The sequence below is a fragment of the Kytococcus schroeteri genome (assembly GCF_042433515.1).
In the GTDB taxonomy this organism is placed as follows: Bacteria; Actinomycetota; Actinomycetes; order Actinomycetales; family Dermatophilaceae; genus Kytococcus; species Kytococcus schroeteri.
In genome coordinates this window covers 35807-53160 of the sequence record NZ_JBHLVH010000027.1, presented here as the reverse complement: position 1 = coordinate 53160, position 17354 = coordinate 35807, and the positions used below count along the sequence as shown (strand labels likewise).

The window sequence follows — 17354 nt, the reverse complement described above, 5'->3', positions numbered from 1 at the left end:
CGGAACCAGCACGTGAAGGAGTGAGCGTGACCGAGCCCAGCGCGGCAGCAGCCGAGCGCAGCACGGCCCCGGCCGACCACTCCGAGGTCCCCCTGCGTGAGCGGAAGGCCCAGGGGAGCAACCCGGTCTCCCGCTTCTTCAACTCCATCGTGCTGTTCCTGCAGCAGATCGCGGACGAGTTGAGCAAGGTCGTGCGTCCCACGCGCGAGGAGCTCGTCAGCTACACGCTGGTGGTGCTCGTCTTCGTGGGGGCGATGATGGCCTTCGTCTTCGGACTCGACCAGCTGTTCTCGCGCCTGATCGACCTCGTCTTCGGCTGAGGCCCGGCGCAGGACCCCCGGGGTCGATGCCGACGGGCCCCGCGCCCGTGGCCGACGAGGCCCGCCCCAGCACCGGCAACCAGCACACGTGGAGGAACCAGAGCATGTCCGAGGAGACGCCCGACCAGGCGACCGAGCTCGAGGCCGACCAGGCCGTCGAGGAGTCCGCTGTGGCCGACGAGGTCGAGGCCCCGGAGGCCGACGCCACCGTCGAGGGTGAGCAGGCCGAGGCCGCGGACGACGCCGCCGAGGTGTCCGAGGAGGACGCCGCCCCCACCGCCGAGGACCAGGCCGAGGAGTTCCGCGCCATGCTGCGCGGCCAGTTCGGTGACTGGTACGTGCTCCACACCTACGCCGGCTACGAGAAGCGCGTGAAGGCCAACCTGGAGCAGCGTGCGGTCTCCATGAACATGGAGGACTACATCTTCCAGGCCGAGGTGCCCATGGAGACGGTCACCGAGATCAAGAACAACCAGAAGAAGACGGTCGAGCGCGTGCGCATGCCCGGCTACTGCCTGGTGCGCATGGACCTCACCAACGCCTCCTGGGGCACCGTCCGCAACACCCCGGGCGTCACCGGCTTCGTGGGCAACGCCACCGACCCGGTGCCGCTGAGCCTGGACGAGGTCTTCGACATGATGGCCCCCGACTTCGAGTCCCAGGCCGAGGCGGCCGCCGGCTCGCAGGAGGGCGCCACCACGGTCGAGCCGCAGGCAGGCACCCCGCAGATGCCGCTCGTCGACTTCGAGGTCGGCGAGGCCGTCACCGTCATGGAGGGTCCGTTCGAGACCCTTCCTGCCACGATCTCCGAGATCAACGTCGAAGCCCGCAAGGTGCAGGTGCTGGTCTCGATCTTCGGCCGGGAGACCCCGGTCGAGCTCGCGTTCAACCAGGTCTCCAAGATCTGATGCGCGGCGGGGCCGCGGCCCCGCACCCGGACCCCTCGGGGTCCTGACCTGCCACCGCCCGGCGGTGGCGATGCAACCGGGTCATCGCCCACGGCGTCGGCCCACGACCAAGGAGCAACAACATGGCCCCCAAGAAGAAGGTCGCCAGCTTCATCAAGCTGCAGATCGAGGCCGGCGCCGCCACCCCGGCGCCCCCGGTCGGTCCCGCGCTCGGTGCCGCCGGTGTCAACATCATGGACTTCGTCAAGGCGTACAACGCCGCCACGGAGTCGCAGCGCGGCAACATCATCCCGGTGGAGATCACGGTCTACGAGGACCGCTCCTTCACCTTCATCACCAAGACCCCGCCGGCCGCCCAGCTCATCAAGAAGGCTGCCGGCGTGCCCAAGGGTTCCGGCGAGCCGCACGTGAACAAGGTCGGCAAGATCACGGACGCCCAGGTGGCCGAGATCGCCGAGACCAAGATGAAGGACCTCAACGCCAACGACCTCGACATGGCCAAGCGCATCATCGCCGGCACCGCCCGTTCCATGGGCATCACCGTCGAGGGCTGAGGCCCCCTGCGGTGACGGCACCCGCCGTCACCGCGCCCCAGTGGTAGGGCCGGCGCTGGCCCGCACGACCACGACTCCCACCCCTTTCCCGAGGAGAGAACCATGAAGCGCAGCAAGAACTACCGCGCCGCAGCGGAGAAGATCGAGGCCGGCAAGGCCTACACCCCCCGTGAGGCCATCGCCCTGGCCCAGGAGATCGCCACCACCAAGTGGGACTCCACCGTCGACGTCTCCCTGCGTCTGGGCATCGACCCGCGCAAGGCCGACCAGATGGTCCGCGGCACCGTGAACCTGCCGAACGGCACCGGTAAGACCGCCCGCGTGGTCGTGCTGGCCAACGGTGACAAGGCCGAGGCCGCTCGCGAGGCGGGTGCCGACCACGTCGGCTCCGACGAGCTCGTCGAGAAGATCGCCGGCGGCTGGCTCGACTTCGACGCCGTCGTCGCCACCCCGGACCTCATGGGCAAGGTCGGCCGTCTGGGCAAGGTGCTGGGTCCGCGTGGCCTCATGCCGAACCCGAAGACCGGCACCGTGACCATGGACGTGGCCAAGGCCGTCACCGACATCAAGGGCGGCAAGATCGAGTTCCGCAACGACAAGCACGCCAACGTGCAGTTCATCATCGGCAAGGCGTCGTTCTCGACCGACCAGCTGGTGGAGAACTTCAACGCCGCGATGGACGAGGTCATGCGCCTGAAGCCGAACGCCGCCAAGGGTCGCTACATCACCCGTTCGGTGCTCTCCACCACGATGGGTCCCGGCATCCCGCTGGACCTGGGTGCCAAGGCCGACGCCTGAGCCACCCCGTGACGGTCTCGCCGCGGCCGTGAGCACCGCGAAGGGCCCCTCCCGCTCGGGAGGGGCCCTTCGGCGTCGTCGGTCCCGGGGTGTCCGGTGGTGGCGGGCCGTGTCAGGCGCCCTGTCCGTCCGGGGTGTCGGCCTCGTGCTGGGGCTCCTCCTCGGAACGCCCCGTCATGAACCCGAACAGCAGGGCGACGACGATCCCCGTCACCAGCGCCATGCCGGGGTCGAGGACGTTGAGCCAGGTGAGGCCGAGCGTCGCGGCGGTCGCGGCGCCGAGCTGCTGCACCTTGCGCTCGTTCCAGCGGGTGTCCCACGGGGCGAGCGGCGTGCCGGCGGTGCTGCGGGCGCCCTTCAGCGGCGCGAACCACGCGGCCACCATGAGCGCCAGGCTGCTGAGCGCGCTCACGAGCAGTGCGGGCAGGGCCGACTCGACGGTCAGGGCGTCGACACGGTGGACGGCCAGGCCGAGGGTGAGCACGGTTCCGAGGGTCAGGGTCCAGAGGAGCGGGGTTCGCATGGCCCCAGTCTTGAGCGGGGGCGGGCTCGTGGGGCATGACATCCGTCATGGGACGGGGTGAGCGGCCTCACCGTTGCCGAGTTGGTGCGCGGCGTGGGCCTCCGCTACTCTTGCCTGACCAATGACCGCCGGTCGTTGGTGCCCGCACGCCGGAGACGGAGTGGGAGCACCACCGAAGGTTCCGCTCGACGGACGGCCCGCGTAGGTGTGAGACGAGTTCCCGGACCGCTGCGTCCGCCCGTGAGGGTGTCGACGCGGGGTGTCGAGGAGTTTGCCCCGTGCCTGCGCACGGGGTTTTTTCGTTCGTGGGGCCCGGCACCACCACTGTAAGGAGGCCCACATGGCGAATCCCGAGAAGGATGCCGTCATCGCCGAGATCGCGGCTCAGCTTCGCGACTCGAACGCGGCCGTGCTGACCGAGTACCGCGGCCTGACCGTCGCGCAGATGGCGGAGCTCCGCTCCAAGCTGCGCGGCAACGCGACGTACTCCGTGGTGAAGAACACGCTGACCGCCCGTGCGGCGGCCGAGGTGGGCGTCGACGCGTTCGACGGTCACCTGTCCGGCCCCACCGCCATCGCCTTCGTCACCGGTGACCCGGTCGAGGTGGCCAAGGGCCTGCGTGACTTCGCCAAGGAGAACGAGGCCCTGGTCCTCAAGGCTGGTCTCGTCGACGGCCAGGCGTTCAGCGCCGCCGACATCGAGAAGCTCGCCAGCCTGGAGAGCCGCGAGACGCTGCTGGCCAAGCTGGCCGGTGCGATGAAGGCTCCGATGGCCAACACCGCCGCTCTGCTCAACGGCGCCCCGGCCCAGATGGCACGTCTGGCCGAGGCCCTGCGTCAGAAGGTCGAGACCGAGGGCCCGGTGTCCGGCGCCCCGGCCGCTGCGGACGCGCCCGCCGAGGACGCTGCCGCGGACTCCGAGGAGTCCACCACCGACGTCGCCGAGGGTGGCGACGACAACTGATCGCCCGGGCTCCCGCCCAGCGACCAGCCACCACAACTCGCCCGGCCCGCCGGGCACGCCACTCACGGCAGTAACGAAAGGAAGCCACCATGGCCAAGCTCAGCAACGACGAGCTCATCGAGCAGTTCAAGGAGATGACGCTGATCGAGCTCTCCGAGTTCGTGAAGCAGTTCGAGGAGGTCTTCGAGGTCACCGCCGCCGCCCCCGTCGCGGTTGCCGGTGCGGCCCCGGCCGCTGGCGGCGACGCCGGCGCCGCCGCCGAGGAGAAGACCGAGTTCGACGTCATCCTGGCTGCCGCCGGTGACAAGAAGATCGGCGTCATCAAGGAGGTGCGCGGTCTGACCTCCCTGGGTCTGAAGGAGGCCAAGGACCTCGTGGACGGCGCCCCCAAGCCCGTCCTGGAGGGTGTCTCCAAGGAGGAGGCCGACAAGGCCAAGGAGGCCCTCGAGGGCGCCGGCGCCACCGTCGAGATCAAGTGATCTCCGGGGGTCACTGACCCCCTCGCCGCACTGCGGTCACAGCGGGCCCCACCGTCACGGTGGGGCCCGCTGTCGCATGTCCGGAGGGTGCGGAAAACCAGGTGAGCTCGTCGGTGCCGGGGCATAGGTTGACCCCATGCCCCACCCCTCGCGCCCCACCGCCGTCCACGCTGCCGGACGGGCCGGCGCCACCCCCCGCCCCGTCACCTGGCGACGCCTGCTCACGCCGGTGTCCGCCGTGGCGCTGGCCGTGCTGACCGTGGGCGGCGTGGGCCAGTCCGTGGGGGCCGTCCTGGCCGGTCGCCTCGCTCAGGACCCGCAGGCGCCCCTCGTGGGGTGGCTCGCCCTGGCCCTCGTGGGTGGCGTGGTGCTCGATGCCGTGGGCCGCCTGCTGTGGGTGGGGGAGGTCGACCGCGCCGAGGGCGAGCTGCGCCGCGACGTGTTGACCGCCGTGACCGCGCAACCGGTGGCGGCCCTGGGCGACCAGGCGGTCGGTGAGCTGCTCGACCGCATCGACGACGACGCCACGGAGATCGGCTCGCTGAGCCGGGACATGCTGTGGAACGTCCTGTCCACCCTGGTGGCCGTCGTGCCGATGTGGGTCGTGGCCGGGCTCACCTGGTGGCCCGCCTGGTTCCTCTTCCCGGTGGTCGGCGCCGCCACCCTGCTCGTGGTGCGCCCGTTGCTGCCCCGGATCGCCGAGCTCAAGGTGCACGAGGAGGCCGCGTTCACCGCGCACGCCGCGGCCCTCGAGGAGGGCATCGCCGCCCGGGACGACCTGCGCACCAGCCTCGGCCAGCCGTTCGCCGTGCGCCGCCTGGCCGAGCTCTCCGCCGAGGTCCACCGCCGCTTCCGGGCGGTGCTGGGCCAGGAGGTCGCGGTCATCCTCCGTAGCGGGCTGGTGCTGCAGCTGCTCATGGTGGTGCTCGTGGTCGGGGGTGCCTGGGCCGTGGAGGGCGGGCACCTGGGCATCTCCGCGCTGGTCACCCTCTTCCTCGTGAGCAGCCGCTTCGTCGGCGTCATGTCGCAGCTGTCCCAACAGCTGCCGGAGCTCCAGGCCGGTATGGGAGCAGTCATCCGCGTGCGGCAGGCCATCGCCTCCGAGGCCGAGCCCGTCGGGGGTGACCCGCTGCCCGAGGGGCCGCTCGACCTGCGCTTCGCCGACCTGGACTTCTCCTACGGGCAGGGCACCTTCGCGCTGCGGGGCATCGACCTCCACGTGCCGGCCGGCCAGACGCTGGCCCTGGTGGGGCGCACCGGGTCGGGCAAGTCCACCCTCGCCTCGATGGTGACGCGCGCCATCGAGCCCCCGGCCGGCACCGTGCTGCTCGGCGGGCAGGACGTGGGCACCACCGACCTCGCGGCCCTCCGCGGGGGCGTGGGCACGGTCACCCAGCGCACCGAGGTGCTCGCCGGCACGCTGGCGCAGAACATCACGCTCTTCGAGGACCTCGGCGACGAGCACGTGCAGGCCGTCGTCGACGAGCTGGGTCTCACCGACTGGGTGGCCGCGCTGCCCGACGGCCTGCACACCCTGCTCGGCCCGGGCGGCCTGACGCTCTCGGCGGGGGAGGAGCAGCTGCTCGCCTTCGCGCGCTTGCTGGCCCGTGACGTGCAGGTGGTGGTGCTCGACGAGGCCACCGCCCGGATGGACCCGGTCACCGAGCAACGCGTGGTGCGCGCCTCCGAGCGCCTGCTCTCGGGGCGCACCGGCGTGCTCGTGGCCCACCGGCTCGGGACGATCGAGCGGGCCGACCTCGTGGCCGTGCTCCAGGACGGTCGCGTGCTCCAGCACGGCACCCACGCGCAGCTGTCCGCCGACGACGGCGCCTTCCGCGACCTCCTGCGCGCGGCCACCGCCGGGGACCACGCCGCGCAGGAGGAGCCCGACCCCACCGAGGACGAGGCCACCCAGCACGCGGTGGGTACGGCCCGTCGCCTCACCACGCCGCCCCCCACCCGCGACGCCGGCCGCGCACCGTCGCTGGCCCGTGCGGTCTGGCGCGCCATCACGGCGCGGCCGGCCTGGGGCCTGGTGTCCATCCCGCTGTTCCTCGCGCTCTCGCTCAGCGGCGCCGTCGGAGCGGGGACGGCCTGGGCCTGGGGTCGGCTCGTCGAGGTGCTCGCCTCCGGGGGCTCCCCGTGGGGGTGGGTGACGGCGATCGTGGTGTTGCTGGTCTCGGCCCCGCTGCTGCTGGGGGCGGCGATCCTGCGCTACCCCCGGTGGTGGGTGGAGCTCATGCTGCGCATCCGCATGGCCGTGCTCGTGGGGCAGACCGAGCAACGACGCACGGAGAAGCTGCCGCCCGGCGAGGTGGTGGCCCGGGCCATGGACGGCGAGCGGTACATTCGCTACACCGACCGGTGGGTGGACCTCGTCAACGGTCTGCTCATCGCGCTGTTCACCGCCCTCGTCTCCGGGCACGCCACGAGCGGCCTGGTGCTGCTGGCCGTGCTCGCTGGATCGGCCCTGGTCTCCGCCCTCGGGCGGCCCCTGGCCGGCCGGTCGGCCACGGCGGCCTCCGCCCTGCGGGCCGAGTTCGGGCGTGCGGTCGGCTCCGCCCTGGAGTCCGCGCGCACGGTGAAGCTCTCCGGGCGGATGCCCCAGGTGCGCCGCCACCTGCTGTCACTCGACCGGCGCCGCGTGGAGGCCGCGGTCCTGGAGCACCGCGTGGCCGCAGGCCTCAAGGGCCTGCCGCCGATCCTGCTCCAGCTGGCCGCCGTGGGCGCCTGGTGGGCCCACCAGCAGGGGTACTGGGACCTCTCCACCACCCTGCTCGTGGCCAGCACCGTGCTCGGGTTCGTCTGGTTCGGGCAGGTGGCCGGTGCGGTGATCACCGAGGCCCCCGGTGTGCGCTCGTGGCAGCAGGCCACCCACGGCATGGCCGGTGGCCGCGACCTGGTGTCCCTCCCCGAGGGCGTGGACCTCGTGTCCGGACGGGCACCCGGTCCCGCACCCGTGGAGGTGGAGCCGCTGCGGGCGCTGACGCTCCAGGGGCTGGACGTCGTCCACGACGACGGCACGGTCGGTGTGGAGGGCGTGGACCTCACGGTGCACGCCGGCGAGCTCGTGCTCCTCGTGGGACCGGTGGGTTCCGGCAAGTCCAGCCTCCTGCGGGGCCTGGCCGGCCTGGAGCACACCCGCGGCACGCTGCGCTGGAACGACCGGGCCGTCGACGACCCCGAGACCTTCCTGCGCCCCGGTCAGGTGGCGTGGGTCGCGCAGGTCCCGCGGGTCCTCTCGGGCAGCTTCGCCGAGAACCTCCGGCTCGACCACGAGCGTGCGGTCGAGGCGGCCGTGGACGTGGCCCGCCTTGGCCCGGATCTCACCGCGGCCGGCGGCTCCGAGGCCCTCGTGGGCCACCGCGGGGTGCGCCTCTCCGGCGGCCAGGTGCAGCGCCTGGCGCTGGCCCGTGCACTGGCGGCGGACGCGCAGCTGGTGCTGGCCGACGACGTCTCGTCGGCGCTGGACGCCCGCACCGAGGTGGAGCTCTGGGAGGCCCTGCGCGCGGGGGGCACCACGGTGGTGGGTGCCACGTCCAAGCGGTCGGCCCTCCAGCGGGCGGACCGGGTGGCGGTGCTCCGCGGCGGGCGCGTGGTGGCCACCGGCCCGTGGAGCGAGCTCGAGCGCCAGTGGGGGCACCTCGCGGGGTGAGCACCTGGGTCCGGGCCGGGCCGGGCAGGGCGGTCCGGACCCAGGCCCCGGGTGCGTGTCGGGATTGACCGGGGCCGGTGGTGTGGGGCACAGTTCAACCGCTCGTCGGGGCGGGGGCGGTCCCACGACGCGGACCGACGCCGGGGGAAGGCGGCGGCACGTCGTCGGCGTTTGACGGGCCCTTGACAGGGGTGTACTGTGACTCGTTGCGCTGCCCCTTTGTCTCCAACCCCACCCCCGACGCCCGCGCGCCAGACGTCCGCCGACACCTCCGCCTCGCGTGTGGGGATCCGTGACCGCCCGGCGGGGGCGCAGGCCGACCGGTGCGGGGGAGGAGTTCCCGCGGTGGCGTGACCGCACCGAACATGCACGGCCTTGAGGAAGGACACTCCTTGGCTGCCTCGCGCACTGCTGACCAGAACGTCTCGACCGCACGCACCGCTTCCGGGCGTCTGTCGTTCTCCCGCATCCACGAGCCCCTGGAGGTGCCGGACCTCCTGGCGCTCCAGACCGAGAGCTTCGACTGGCTCCTCGGCAACGAGGCATGGCAGGAGCGGGTGGCCGAGGCGAAGGCCGCCGGCCGCACCGACATCTCCCTGACCTCGGGCTTGGAGGACATCTTCGAGGAGATCTCCCCCATCGAGGACTTCTCGGAGACCATGTCGCTGAGCTTCTCCGAGCACCGCTTCGAGGAGATCAAGTACACCGAGGACGAGTGCATCGAGCGGGACATGACCTACTCGGCGCCCCTGTTCGTCACCGCCGAGTTCATGAACGGCGAGACCGGTGAGATCAAGTCGCAGACCGTGTTCATGGGCGACTTCCCGCTCATGACCAAGCGCGGCACCTTCATCATCAACGGCACCGAGCGTGTCGTCGTCTCCCAGATCGTGCGTTCGCCGGGCGTCTACTTCGAGCGCTCCTTCGACCGCGCGACCGACAAGGAGATCTACTCCGCCAAGATCATCCCCAGCCGTGGTGCGTGGCTGGAGTTCGAGGTCGACAAGAAGGACATGGTCGGTGTCCGTGTCGACCGCAAGCGCAAGCAGTCCGTGACCGTGCTGCTCAAGGCGCTGGGGTGGACCGAGGCGCAGATCCTCGAGGAGTTCGGCCAGTACGAGTCCATCCGCGCGACGCTGGAGAAGGACCACACGGCCAACCAGGACGAGGCCCTGCTGGACATCTACCGCAAGCTGCGTCCGGGGGAGCCCCCGACGGTCGAGGCCGCCCAGAACCTCCTGGACAACCTCTACTTCAACGGCAAGCGCTACGACCTGGCCAAGGTCGGCCGCTACAAGATCAACAAGAAGCTGGGCATCGACGCCGAGCTCACCGACTCCACCCTGGGCGTGGACGACATCGTCCGCACCATCAAGTACATCGTCGCGCTGCACGCCGGCGAGACCACGATGGAGGGCGTGCGCCACGGCGAGGCGGTCGACCTGCGCGTCGAGACCGATGACATCGACCACTTCGGCAACCGCCGCCTGCGCACGGTCGGCGAGCTGATCCAGAACCAGGTCCGCACCGGCCTGTCGCGCATGGAGCGCGTCGTCCGTGAGCGCATGACCACCCAGGACGTCGAGGCCATCACGCCGCAGACGCTCATCAACATCCGCCCGGTGGTCGCCGCGATCCGCGAGTTCTTCGGCACCAGCCAGCTCTCGCAGTTCATGGACCAGAACAACCCGCTGGCCGGTCTGACGCACAAGCGTCGCCTGTCCGCGCTGGGCCCCGGTGGTCTGTCCCGTGACCGCGCCGGCATGGAGGTCCGCGACGTCCACCCGTCGCACTACGGCCGCATGTGCCCCATCGAGACGCCGGAAGGCCCGAACATCGGTCTGATCGGTGCGCTGGCGTCCTACGGCCGCATCAACCCCTTCGGCTTCGTCGAGACCCCCTACCGCAAGGTCAAGGAGGGCTACGTCACCGATGACGTGGAGTACCTGACCGCGGACGAGGAGGACGACTACGTGATCGCCCAGGCGAACGCGCCCCTCACCGAGGATGGCCAGTTCGCCGGGGAGCGCGTGCTCGTGCGCTCGAAGGGCGGCGAGGTCGAGTTCGTGCCGCGCGACGAGGTCCACTACATGGACGTCTCCCCGCGCCAGATGGTGTCCGCGGCCACCGCGATGATCCCCTTCCTCGAGCACGACGACGCCAACCGCGCGCTCATGGGTGCCAACATGCAGCGCCAGGGCGTGCCGCTGGTGCAGGCCGAGGCCCCGCTGGTGGGCACCGGCATCGAGCACCGAGCCGCGCTGGACACCGGTGACGTGGTCCGCGCCGACAAGGCCGGTGTGGTGCAGTCCGTCTCGGCCGACCTGGTGCAGGTCACGAACGACGACGGCACCTACCTGAACTACGCCATCGACAAGTTCAACCGCTCCAACCAGGGCACCTGCTACAACCAGCGGGTCGTGGTCTCGGCGGGCGACCGTGTGGAGAAGGGCGACCTCATCGCCGACGGTCCGTCGACCGACAATGGCGAGATGGCCCTGGGCAAGAACCTGCTCGTGGCCTTCATGCCGTGGGAGGGCTACAACTACGAGGACGCGATCATCCTGTCGCAGCGCCTCGTGCAGGACGACACCCTCTCCTCGATCCACATCGAGGAGCACGAGATCGACGCCCGCGACACCAAGCTGGGCCCGGAGGAGATCACCCGGGACATCCCGAACGTCTCCGACGACGTGCTGGCCGACCTGGACGAGCGCGGCATCATCCGCATCGGTGCCGAGGTCCGCGACGGCGACGTGCTGGTCGGCAAGGTGACCCCCAAGGGTGAGACCGAGCTGACCCCGGAGGAGCGCCTGCTGCGCGCCATCTTCGGCGAGAAGGCCCGCGAGGTGCGCGACACCTCCATGAAGGTGCCCCACGGTGAGACCGGCACGGTCATCGGCGTCAAGGTGTTCGACCGCGAGGAGGGCGACGAGCTGCCCCCGGGCGTGAACCAGATGGTGCGCGTCCACGTGGCGAACAAGCGCAAGATCACTGACGGTGACAAGCTCGCCGGCCGTCACGGCAACAAGGGCGTCATCTCCAAGATCCTGCCGGTCGAGGACATGCCCTTCCTGCCCGACGGCACCCCGGTGGACGTCGTGCTCAACCCGCTGGGTGTGCCCAGCCGCATGAACGTCGGCCAGGTGCTCGAGCTGCACCTCGGCTGGGCCGCGGCCAACGGCTGGAAGATCGAGGGCACCCCGGAGTGGGCCGAGAACCTTGCCGAGGAGCACCAGGAGGCCGGTCCGTGGACCCGCGTGGCCACCCCGGTGTTCGACGGTGCCCGCGAGGAGGAGATCACGGGTCTGCTCGACTCGACGCTGCCCTCGCGCGACGGCCAGCGCCTCATCGACGGTTCGGGCAAGGCGCAGCTGTTCGACGGCCGCACCGGTGAGCCGTACCCGGACCCGGTGTCCGTGGGCTACATGTACATCCTCAAGCTCCACCACCTGGTGGACGAGAAGATCCACGCCCGCTCCACCGGCCCGTACTCGATGATCACGCAGCAGCCGCTGGGTGGTAAGGCGCAGTTCGGTGGTCAGCGCTTCGGTGAGATGGAGGTGTGGGCCCTCGAGGCCTACGGCGCCGCTTACGCACTGCAGGAGCTGCTGACGATCAAGTCCGACGATGTCACCGGCCGCGTCAAGGTGTACGAGTCCATCGTCAAGGGCGACAACGTCCCCGAGCCCGGCATCCCCGAGTCCTTCAAGGTGCTCATCAAGGAGATGCAGTCCCTGTGCCTGAACGTCGAGGTCCTCTCGACCGACGGCCAGAACATCGACCTGCGAGAGCAGGACCAGGAGGTCTTCCGCGCGGCGGAGGAGCTCGGCATCGACCTGAGCCGGCGTGAGCCGAGCTCGGTCGAAGAGGTCTGAGAAGACCCGAGCGAACCCTCTAGCCCCCGGAACACGAGAGAAGGACACCTGTGCTCGACGTCAACTTCTTCGACGAGCTTCGCATCGGCCAGGCCACGGCCGACGACATCCGCCAGTGGAGCCACGGCGAGGTCAAGAAGCCGGAGACCATCAACTACCGCACCCTGAAGCCCGAGAAGGACGGACTCTTCTGCGAGAAGATCTTCGGTCCGACCCGCGACTGGGAGTGCTACTGCGGCAAGTACAAGCGCGTGCGCTTCAAGGGCATCATCTGTGAGCGCTGCGGCGTCGAGGTGACCCGCTCGGCCGTGCGCCGTGAGCGCATGGGCCACATCGAGCTGGCCGCCCCGGTGACGCACATCTGGTACTTCAAGGGCGTGCCCAGCCGTCTGGGCTACCTGCTGGACCTGGCGCCGAAGGACCTCGAGAAGGTCATCTACTTCGCCGCGTACGTCATCACCTCGGTGGACGAGGAGGGTCGCCACAACGACCTGCCGTCCCTCGAGGCCGAGATCCAGTCCGAGATCAAGGCCACCGAGAACCGTCGCGACGCCGACGTGGAGGCCCGCGCCAAGAAGCTGGAGCAGGACATCGCCGCGCTCGAGGCCGAGGGCGCCAAGTCCGACGCCAAGCGCAAGGTCCGCGACTCCGCCGAGCGCGAGATGAACCAGATCCGCAAGCGTGCCGACCAGCAGGTCGAGCGCGTGGAGCAGGTGTGGGACCGCTTCAAGAACCTCAAGGTCCAGGACCTCGAGGGCGACGAGATGCTGTTCCGCGAGATGCGCGACCGCTTCGGCATGTACTTCGAGGGCGGCATGGGTGCCGCGGCCCTGCAGAAGCTGCTGCAGGACTTCGACCTCGAGGCCGAGGCCGAGAAGCTCCGCGAGATCATCGCCACCGGCAAGGGCCAGAAGAAGACCCGTGCCCTCAAGCGCCTCAAGGTGGTCACGGCCTTCCTGACCACCGACAACGAGCCGCAGGGCATGGTCCTGGATGCCGTCCCGGTGATCCCGCCGGACCTGCGTCCGATGGTGCAGCTGGACGGTGGCCGCTTCGCGACCTCCGACCTCAACGACCTGTACCGCCGCGTCATCAACCGCAACAACCGCCTCAAGCGCCTGCTCGACCTCGGTGCCCCCGAGATCATCATCAACAACGAGAAGCGCATGCTGCAGGAGTCCGTGGACTCCCTGTTCGACAACGGTCGTCGCGGTCGTCCGGTCACCGGTCCGGGCAACCGCCCGCTGAAGTCGCTCTCCGACATGCTCAAGGGCAAGCAGGGTCGCTTCCGCCAGAACCTGCTCGGCAAGCGCGTCGACTACTCGGGCCGTTCGGTCATCGTGGTCGGCCCGACCCTCAAGCTGCACCAGTGCGGTCTGCCCAAGCAGATGGCCCTGGAGCTCTTCAAGCCGTTCGTGATGAAGCGCCTGGTCGACCTCGACCACGCGCAGAACATCAAGTCGGCCAAGCGCATGGTCGAGCGCCACAACCCGATGGTGTGGGACGTGCTCGAGGAGGTCATCACCGAGCACCCGGTGCTGCTGAACCGTGCACCCACGCTGCACCGTCTGGGCATCCAGGCCTTCGAGCCGCAGCTCGTCGAGGGCAAGGCCATCCAGATCCACCCGCTGGTCTGCACCGCCTTCAACGCCGACTTCGACGGTGACCAGATGGCCGTGCACGTGCCGCTGTCCGCCGAGGCCCAGGCCGAGGCGCGCATCCTGATGCTCTCGAGCAACAACATCCTCAAGCCGGCGGACGGTCGCCCGGTGACCATGCCCACCCAGGACATGATCATCGGCCTGTACCACCTGACCTCCCAGGTGCTCGGCACCGAGGACACGCCGGTGGAGGAGATGCGCCACTTCACCAGCCAGGCCGAGGCCCGCATGGCCTTCGACCGCGGTGAGATCAAGCTGGGCACCCCCGTCGTCATGCGCCTGCCGCACGTCGTGCCGCCGGCCGACTTCGAGGGCGAGGTGGAGCTCGACGAGAAGGGCTACGCCCCGGTGCTCACGCTGCAGACCACGCTGGGTCGGGCGATCTTCAACGAGTCCCTGCCGGAGAACTTCCCGTTCGTCAACAACCCGGTGGACAAGAAGGTCCTGTCCAACATCATCAACGCCCTGGCCGAGCGCTACGACAAGGTCGACGTCGCCGCCTCGCTGGACGCGCTGAAGGAGAACGGCTTCTACTGGGCGTCCCGCTCGGGCACCACGGTGGCCATCTCCGACGTGGTGGTGCCGGACAACAAGTCCGAGCTGCTCGAGGCCTACGAGAGCAAGGCCGCCAAGGTCCAGGTGCAGTACGAGCGCGGTCTGATCACCGACGACGAGCGCCGTCAGGAGCTCATCGAGATCTGGACGCAGGCCACCAACGAGGTCGCCAAGGCGATGGAGGCCAACTTCCCGGCCGACAACCCGATCTACCGCATGGTCACCTCCGGTGCCCGTGGTAACTGGTTCCAGCTGCGTCAGATCGCCGGCATGCGTGGCCTCATGGCCAACCCGAAGGGCGAGATCATCCCGCGCCCGATCAAGGCCTCGTTCCGCGAGGGCCTGACGGTGCTGGAGTTCTTCATCTCGACGCACGGTGCCCGCAAGGGTCTGGCCGACACCGCCCTGCGTACCGCCGACTCGGGTTACCTGACCCGTCGTCTGGTGGACGTGTCGCAGGACGTCATCGTCCGCGAGTCCGACTGCGGCACCGGTCGTGGCGTGAAGGTCACCATCGGCCAGCGCGGCGCCGACGGCACCGTGGTCGTGGACGACGAGGTCGAGTCCAGCGCCTACGCCCGCACCGTGGCCGAGGACGTCGTCGTGGACGGCACCACGGTCGCCACCGCGGGTGACGACCTGGGTGACGTGCTCATCGAGGAGCTCGTGGCCGCCGGTGTCGAGACCGTCAAGGTGCGCTCCGTGCTCACCTGCGAGTCCTCGGTCGGCACCTGCGCCAAGTGCTACGGCCGCTCGCTGGCCACCGGCCAGCTGGTCGACATCGGCGAGGCCGTCGGCATCGTCGCCGCGCAGTCGATCGGTGAGCCCGGTACCCAGCTGACGATGCGTACCTTCCACACCGGTGGTGTGGCCGGTGACGACATCACGCAGGGTCTGCCGCGTGTGGTCGAGCTGTTCGAGGCCCGCACCCCCAAGGGTGTGGCCCCGATCGCCGAGGCCGCCGGCCGCATCCGCATCGAGGACGCGGACAAGCAGCGCCGCATCATCCTGGTGCCGGACGACGGCACGGAGGAGCACGCCTACCTGGTCGGCAAGCGCACGCGCCTGCTCGTCGAGGAGGGCCAGTCGGTCCCGGCCGGTGAGCAGCTCGTGGTCGGCGCCGTCGACCCCAAGCAGGTCCTGCGCATCCTCGGCCCGCGCGCGGTGCAGCAGCACCTCGTGGACGAGGTGCAGGGCGTGTACCGCCAGCAGGGTGTGTCCATCCACCAGAAGCACATCGAGGTCATCGTGCGGCAGATGCTGCGCCGCATCACGATCATCGAGGAGGGGGACACCTCCCTCCTGGCCGGTGACCTGGTGGAGCGTTCCCGTTTCGAGACCGAGAACCGCCGTGTGGTGGCCGAGGGCAGCAAGCCCGCCTCCGGTCGTCCCGAGCTGATGGGCATCACCAAGGCCTCGCTGGCCACGGAGTCCTGGCTGTCGGCCGCCTCCTTCCAGGAGACGACCCGCGTCCTCACCGAGGCCGCGATGCACGGCAAGGGCGACCCGCTGCTGGGCCTCAAGGAGAACGTCATCCTCGGAAAGCTCATCCCGGCCGGTACCGGGCTGCAGCGCTACCGCAACGTGACGGTGGAGCCCACCGAGGAGGCCAAGGCGGCCGCGTACGCCATGACCGACTTCGAGGGCTTCGACTTCGCCCAGTTCGGCGAGGGCACCGGCCAGGCCGTGCCCCTCGACGAGGTGGACACCGGCGAGTACCGCTGGTGACCTGCTGACCCGGTCCCCGTGACCGGTGCGGTCCTGCGAGGGCCCCTCCCGCCGGGAGGGGCCCTCGCTGCGTTCCGTACCCCGTCCGCCCCTTCTGGATTTGGAGCCACGCCGCATCTGCCATAAAGTTGCCGATTGGCGTGGGCTCGCCCGCGCCGCCCTCCACCGGGCAGTCGACCTCCACGAGGCCGCCGGCGGTGCTCGACATCCCATCGATGCCGGCAGTCGGCCACGGGTGTGGATCGGAAGTGCAGGTGGGGGAGCGTGTGGCCATCGGCCGCCGGCTCCGCGGGGGTTCCCACCCCGCCGGGTCCCGGGACGGGCCACGCGACTCATCCAGGAGCCGCCACCGCGGCGACAACGACGAAACACGGAGTTTCATCAGTGCCTACCATCAACCAGCTGGTCCGCAAGGGCCGCCGGGACAAGGTCAAGAAGTTTGACGCCCCGGCCCTCAAGGGCTCGCCCCAGCGTCGTGGCGTGTGCACCCGCGTGTACACCACCACCCCCAAGAAGCCGAACTCGGCCCTCCGCAAGGTCGCGCGTGTGCGCCTGACCAGCGGCATCGAGGTCACCGCGTACATCCCCGGCGTCGGCCACAACCTGCAGGAGCACTCCATCGTGCTCGTGCGTGGCGGCGGCGTGAAGGACCTCCCCGGTGTCCGCTACAAGATCATCCGCGGTGCCCTCGACGCCCAGGGCGTCAAGGACCGCAACCAGGCTCGTTCCCACTACGGCGCCAAGAAGGAGAAGAAGTAATGCCTCGTAAGGGCCCCGCTCCCAAGCGCCCCCTGGCCGTCGACCCGGTGCACGGGTCGCAGCTGGTGACCCAGCTGGTGAACAAGATCCTGCTGGACGGCAAGAAGTCCGTCGCCGAGTCCATCGTCTACGGCGCCCTCGAGGGCGTCCAGGAGAAGACCGGCACCGACCCCGTCCAGACCCTCAAGCGTGCGCTGGACAACATCCGTCCGGCCCTCGAGGTCAAGTCCCGCCGTGTCGGTGGCGCGACCTACCAGGTGCCGATCGAGGTCAAGCCGGCCCGCGCGACCACCCTCTCCCTGCGCTGGCTCGTGGGCTACGCCCGCCAGCGTCGTGAGAAGACCATGACCGAGCGCCTCATGAACGAGATCCTCGACGCCTCCAACGGCCTGGGTGCCGCGGTGAAGCGCCGCGAGGACACCCACAAGATGGCCGAGGCCAACAAGGCGTTCGCCCACTACCGCTGGTGATGTACTGGTCACCGGTGGTGGCCCCATGCCACCATCGGTGACCGTCTGCCGTTCCGGCAGGTACCCGCAGCACACCCTGAAGAGCACACCCTCGAGCGAGAA

12 protein-coding genes are annotated in these 17354 nt (G+C 70.0%); 11 read left to right on the top strand and 1 reads right to left on the bottom strand.

Annotated elements, in window-relative coordinates; all coding sequences use genetic code 11:
• Positions 1–26 precede the first annotated feature (26 nt).
• From secE to rplA, 4 genes are all read left to right on the top strand, one after another.
• Positions 27–320 carry a preprotein translocase subunit SecE gene (gene secE, locus ACFFHC_RS10500; RefSeq protein ID WP_168168518.1) on the top strand — a complete coding sequence of 98 codons (294 nt, stop codon included), beginning with the start codon at positions 27–29 and terminating at the stop codon, positions 318–320.
• A gap of 104 nt (positions 321–424) precedes the next feature.
• A complete protein-coding gene (gene nusG, locus ACFFHC_RS10495; protein WP_379805419.1) occupies positions 425–1228 on the top strand; it encodes a transcription termination/antitermination protein NusG in 804 nt (267 codons plus the stop codon).
• A gap of 122 nt (positions 1229–1350) precedes the next feature.
• The gene (gene rplK, locus ACFFHC_RS10490; RefSeq protein ID WP_070705848.1) at positions 1351–1782 is read left to right on the top strand and encodes a 50S ribosomal protein L11; all 432 of its coding nucleotides are present in this window, start codon (positions 1351–1353) and stop codon (positions 1780–1782) included.
• Between the two features lie 102 nt (positions 1783–1884).
• Positions 1885–2580, top strand: coding sequence for a 50S ribosomal protein L1 (gene rplA, locus ACFFHC_RS10485; protein WP_070705849.1), 696 nt, complete (start codon positions 1885–1887; stop codon positions 2578–2580).
• A gap of 112 nt (positions 2581–2692) precedes the next feature.
• Here the strand turns inward: rplA and ACFFHC_RS10480 are convergent, their stop codons facing one another.
• Positions 2693–3103: a hypothetical protein gene (locus ACFFHC_RS10480; RefSeq protein ID WP_070705850.1), complete on the bottom strand. Its 411-nt coding sequence runs from the start codon at positions 3101–3103 to the stop codon at positions 2693–2695.
• A gap of 340 nt (positions 3104–3443) precedes the next feature.
• Between ACFFHC_RS10480 and rplJ the strand changes: the two genes are divergently transcribed.
• The 7 genes from rplJ to rpsG all read left to right on the top strand — a co-directional run bounded on the left by rplJ (position 3444) and on the right by rpsG (position 17252).
• Entirely contained in the window at positions 3444–4067 is a 624-nt protein-coding gene (gene rplJ, locus ACFFHC_RS10475; protein ID WP_070705851.1) for a 50S ribosomal protein L10, read from the top strand.
• Between the two features lie 89 nt (positions 4068–4156).
• Entirely contained in the window at positions 4157–4546 is a 390-nt protein-coding gene (gene rplL / locus ACFFHC_RS10470; RefSeq protein WP_070705852.1) for a 50S ribosomal protein L7/L12, read from the top strand.
• A 136-nt stretch (positions 4547–4682) separates the two neighbouring features.
• A complete protein-coding gene (locus tag ACFFHC_RS10465; RefSeq protein ID WP_379805246.1) occupies positions 4683–8201 on the top strand; it encodes an ATP-binding cassette domain-containing protein in 3519 nt (1172 codons plus the stop codon).
• A gap of 392 nt (positions 8202–8593) precedes the next feature.
• The gene (gene rpoB / locus ACFFHC_RS10460; protein WP_379805243.1) at positions 8594–12079 is read left to right on the top strand and encodes a DNA-directed RNA polymerase subunit beta; all 3486 of its coding nucleotides are present in this window, start codon (positions 8594–8596) and stop codon (positions 12077–12079) included.
• 50 nt (positions 12080–12129) lie between these two features.
• Complete coding sequence (locus ACFFHC_RS10455; RefSeq protein WP_070705855.1) at positions 12130–16023, top strand: DNA-directed RNA polymerase subunit beta'; 3894 nt, start codon at positions 12130–12132, stop codon at positions 16021–16023.
• 384 nt (positions 16024–16407) lie between these two features.
• On the top strand, positions 16408–16782 hold the full coding sequence (rpsL, locus tag ACFFHC_RS10450; protein WP_070705856.1) for a 30S ribosomal protein S12: 375 nt from the start codon (positions 16408–16410) through the stop codon (positions 16780–16782).
• Positions 16782–17252, top strand: coding sequence for a 30S ribosomal protein S7 (gene rpsG, locus ACFFHC_RS10445; RefSeq protein WP_070705857.1), 471 nt, complete (start codon positions 16782–16784; stop codon positions 17250–17252). The genes rpsL and rpsG overlap by 1 nt, the downstream gene beginning before the upstream one ends.
• The last annotated feature ends 102 nt before the right edge of the window (positions 17253–17354 follow it).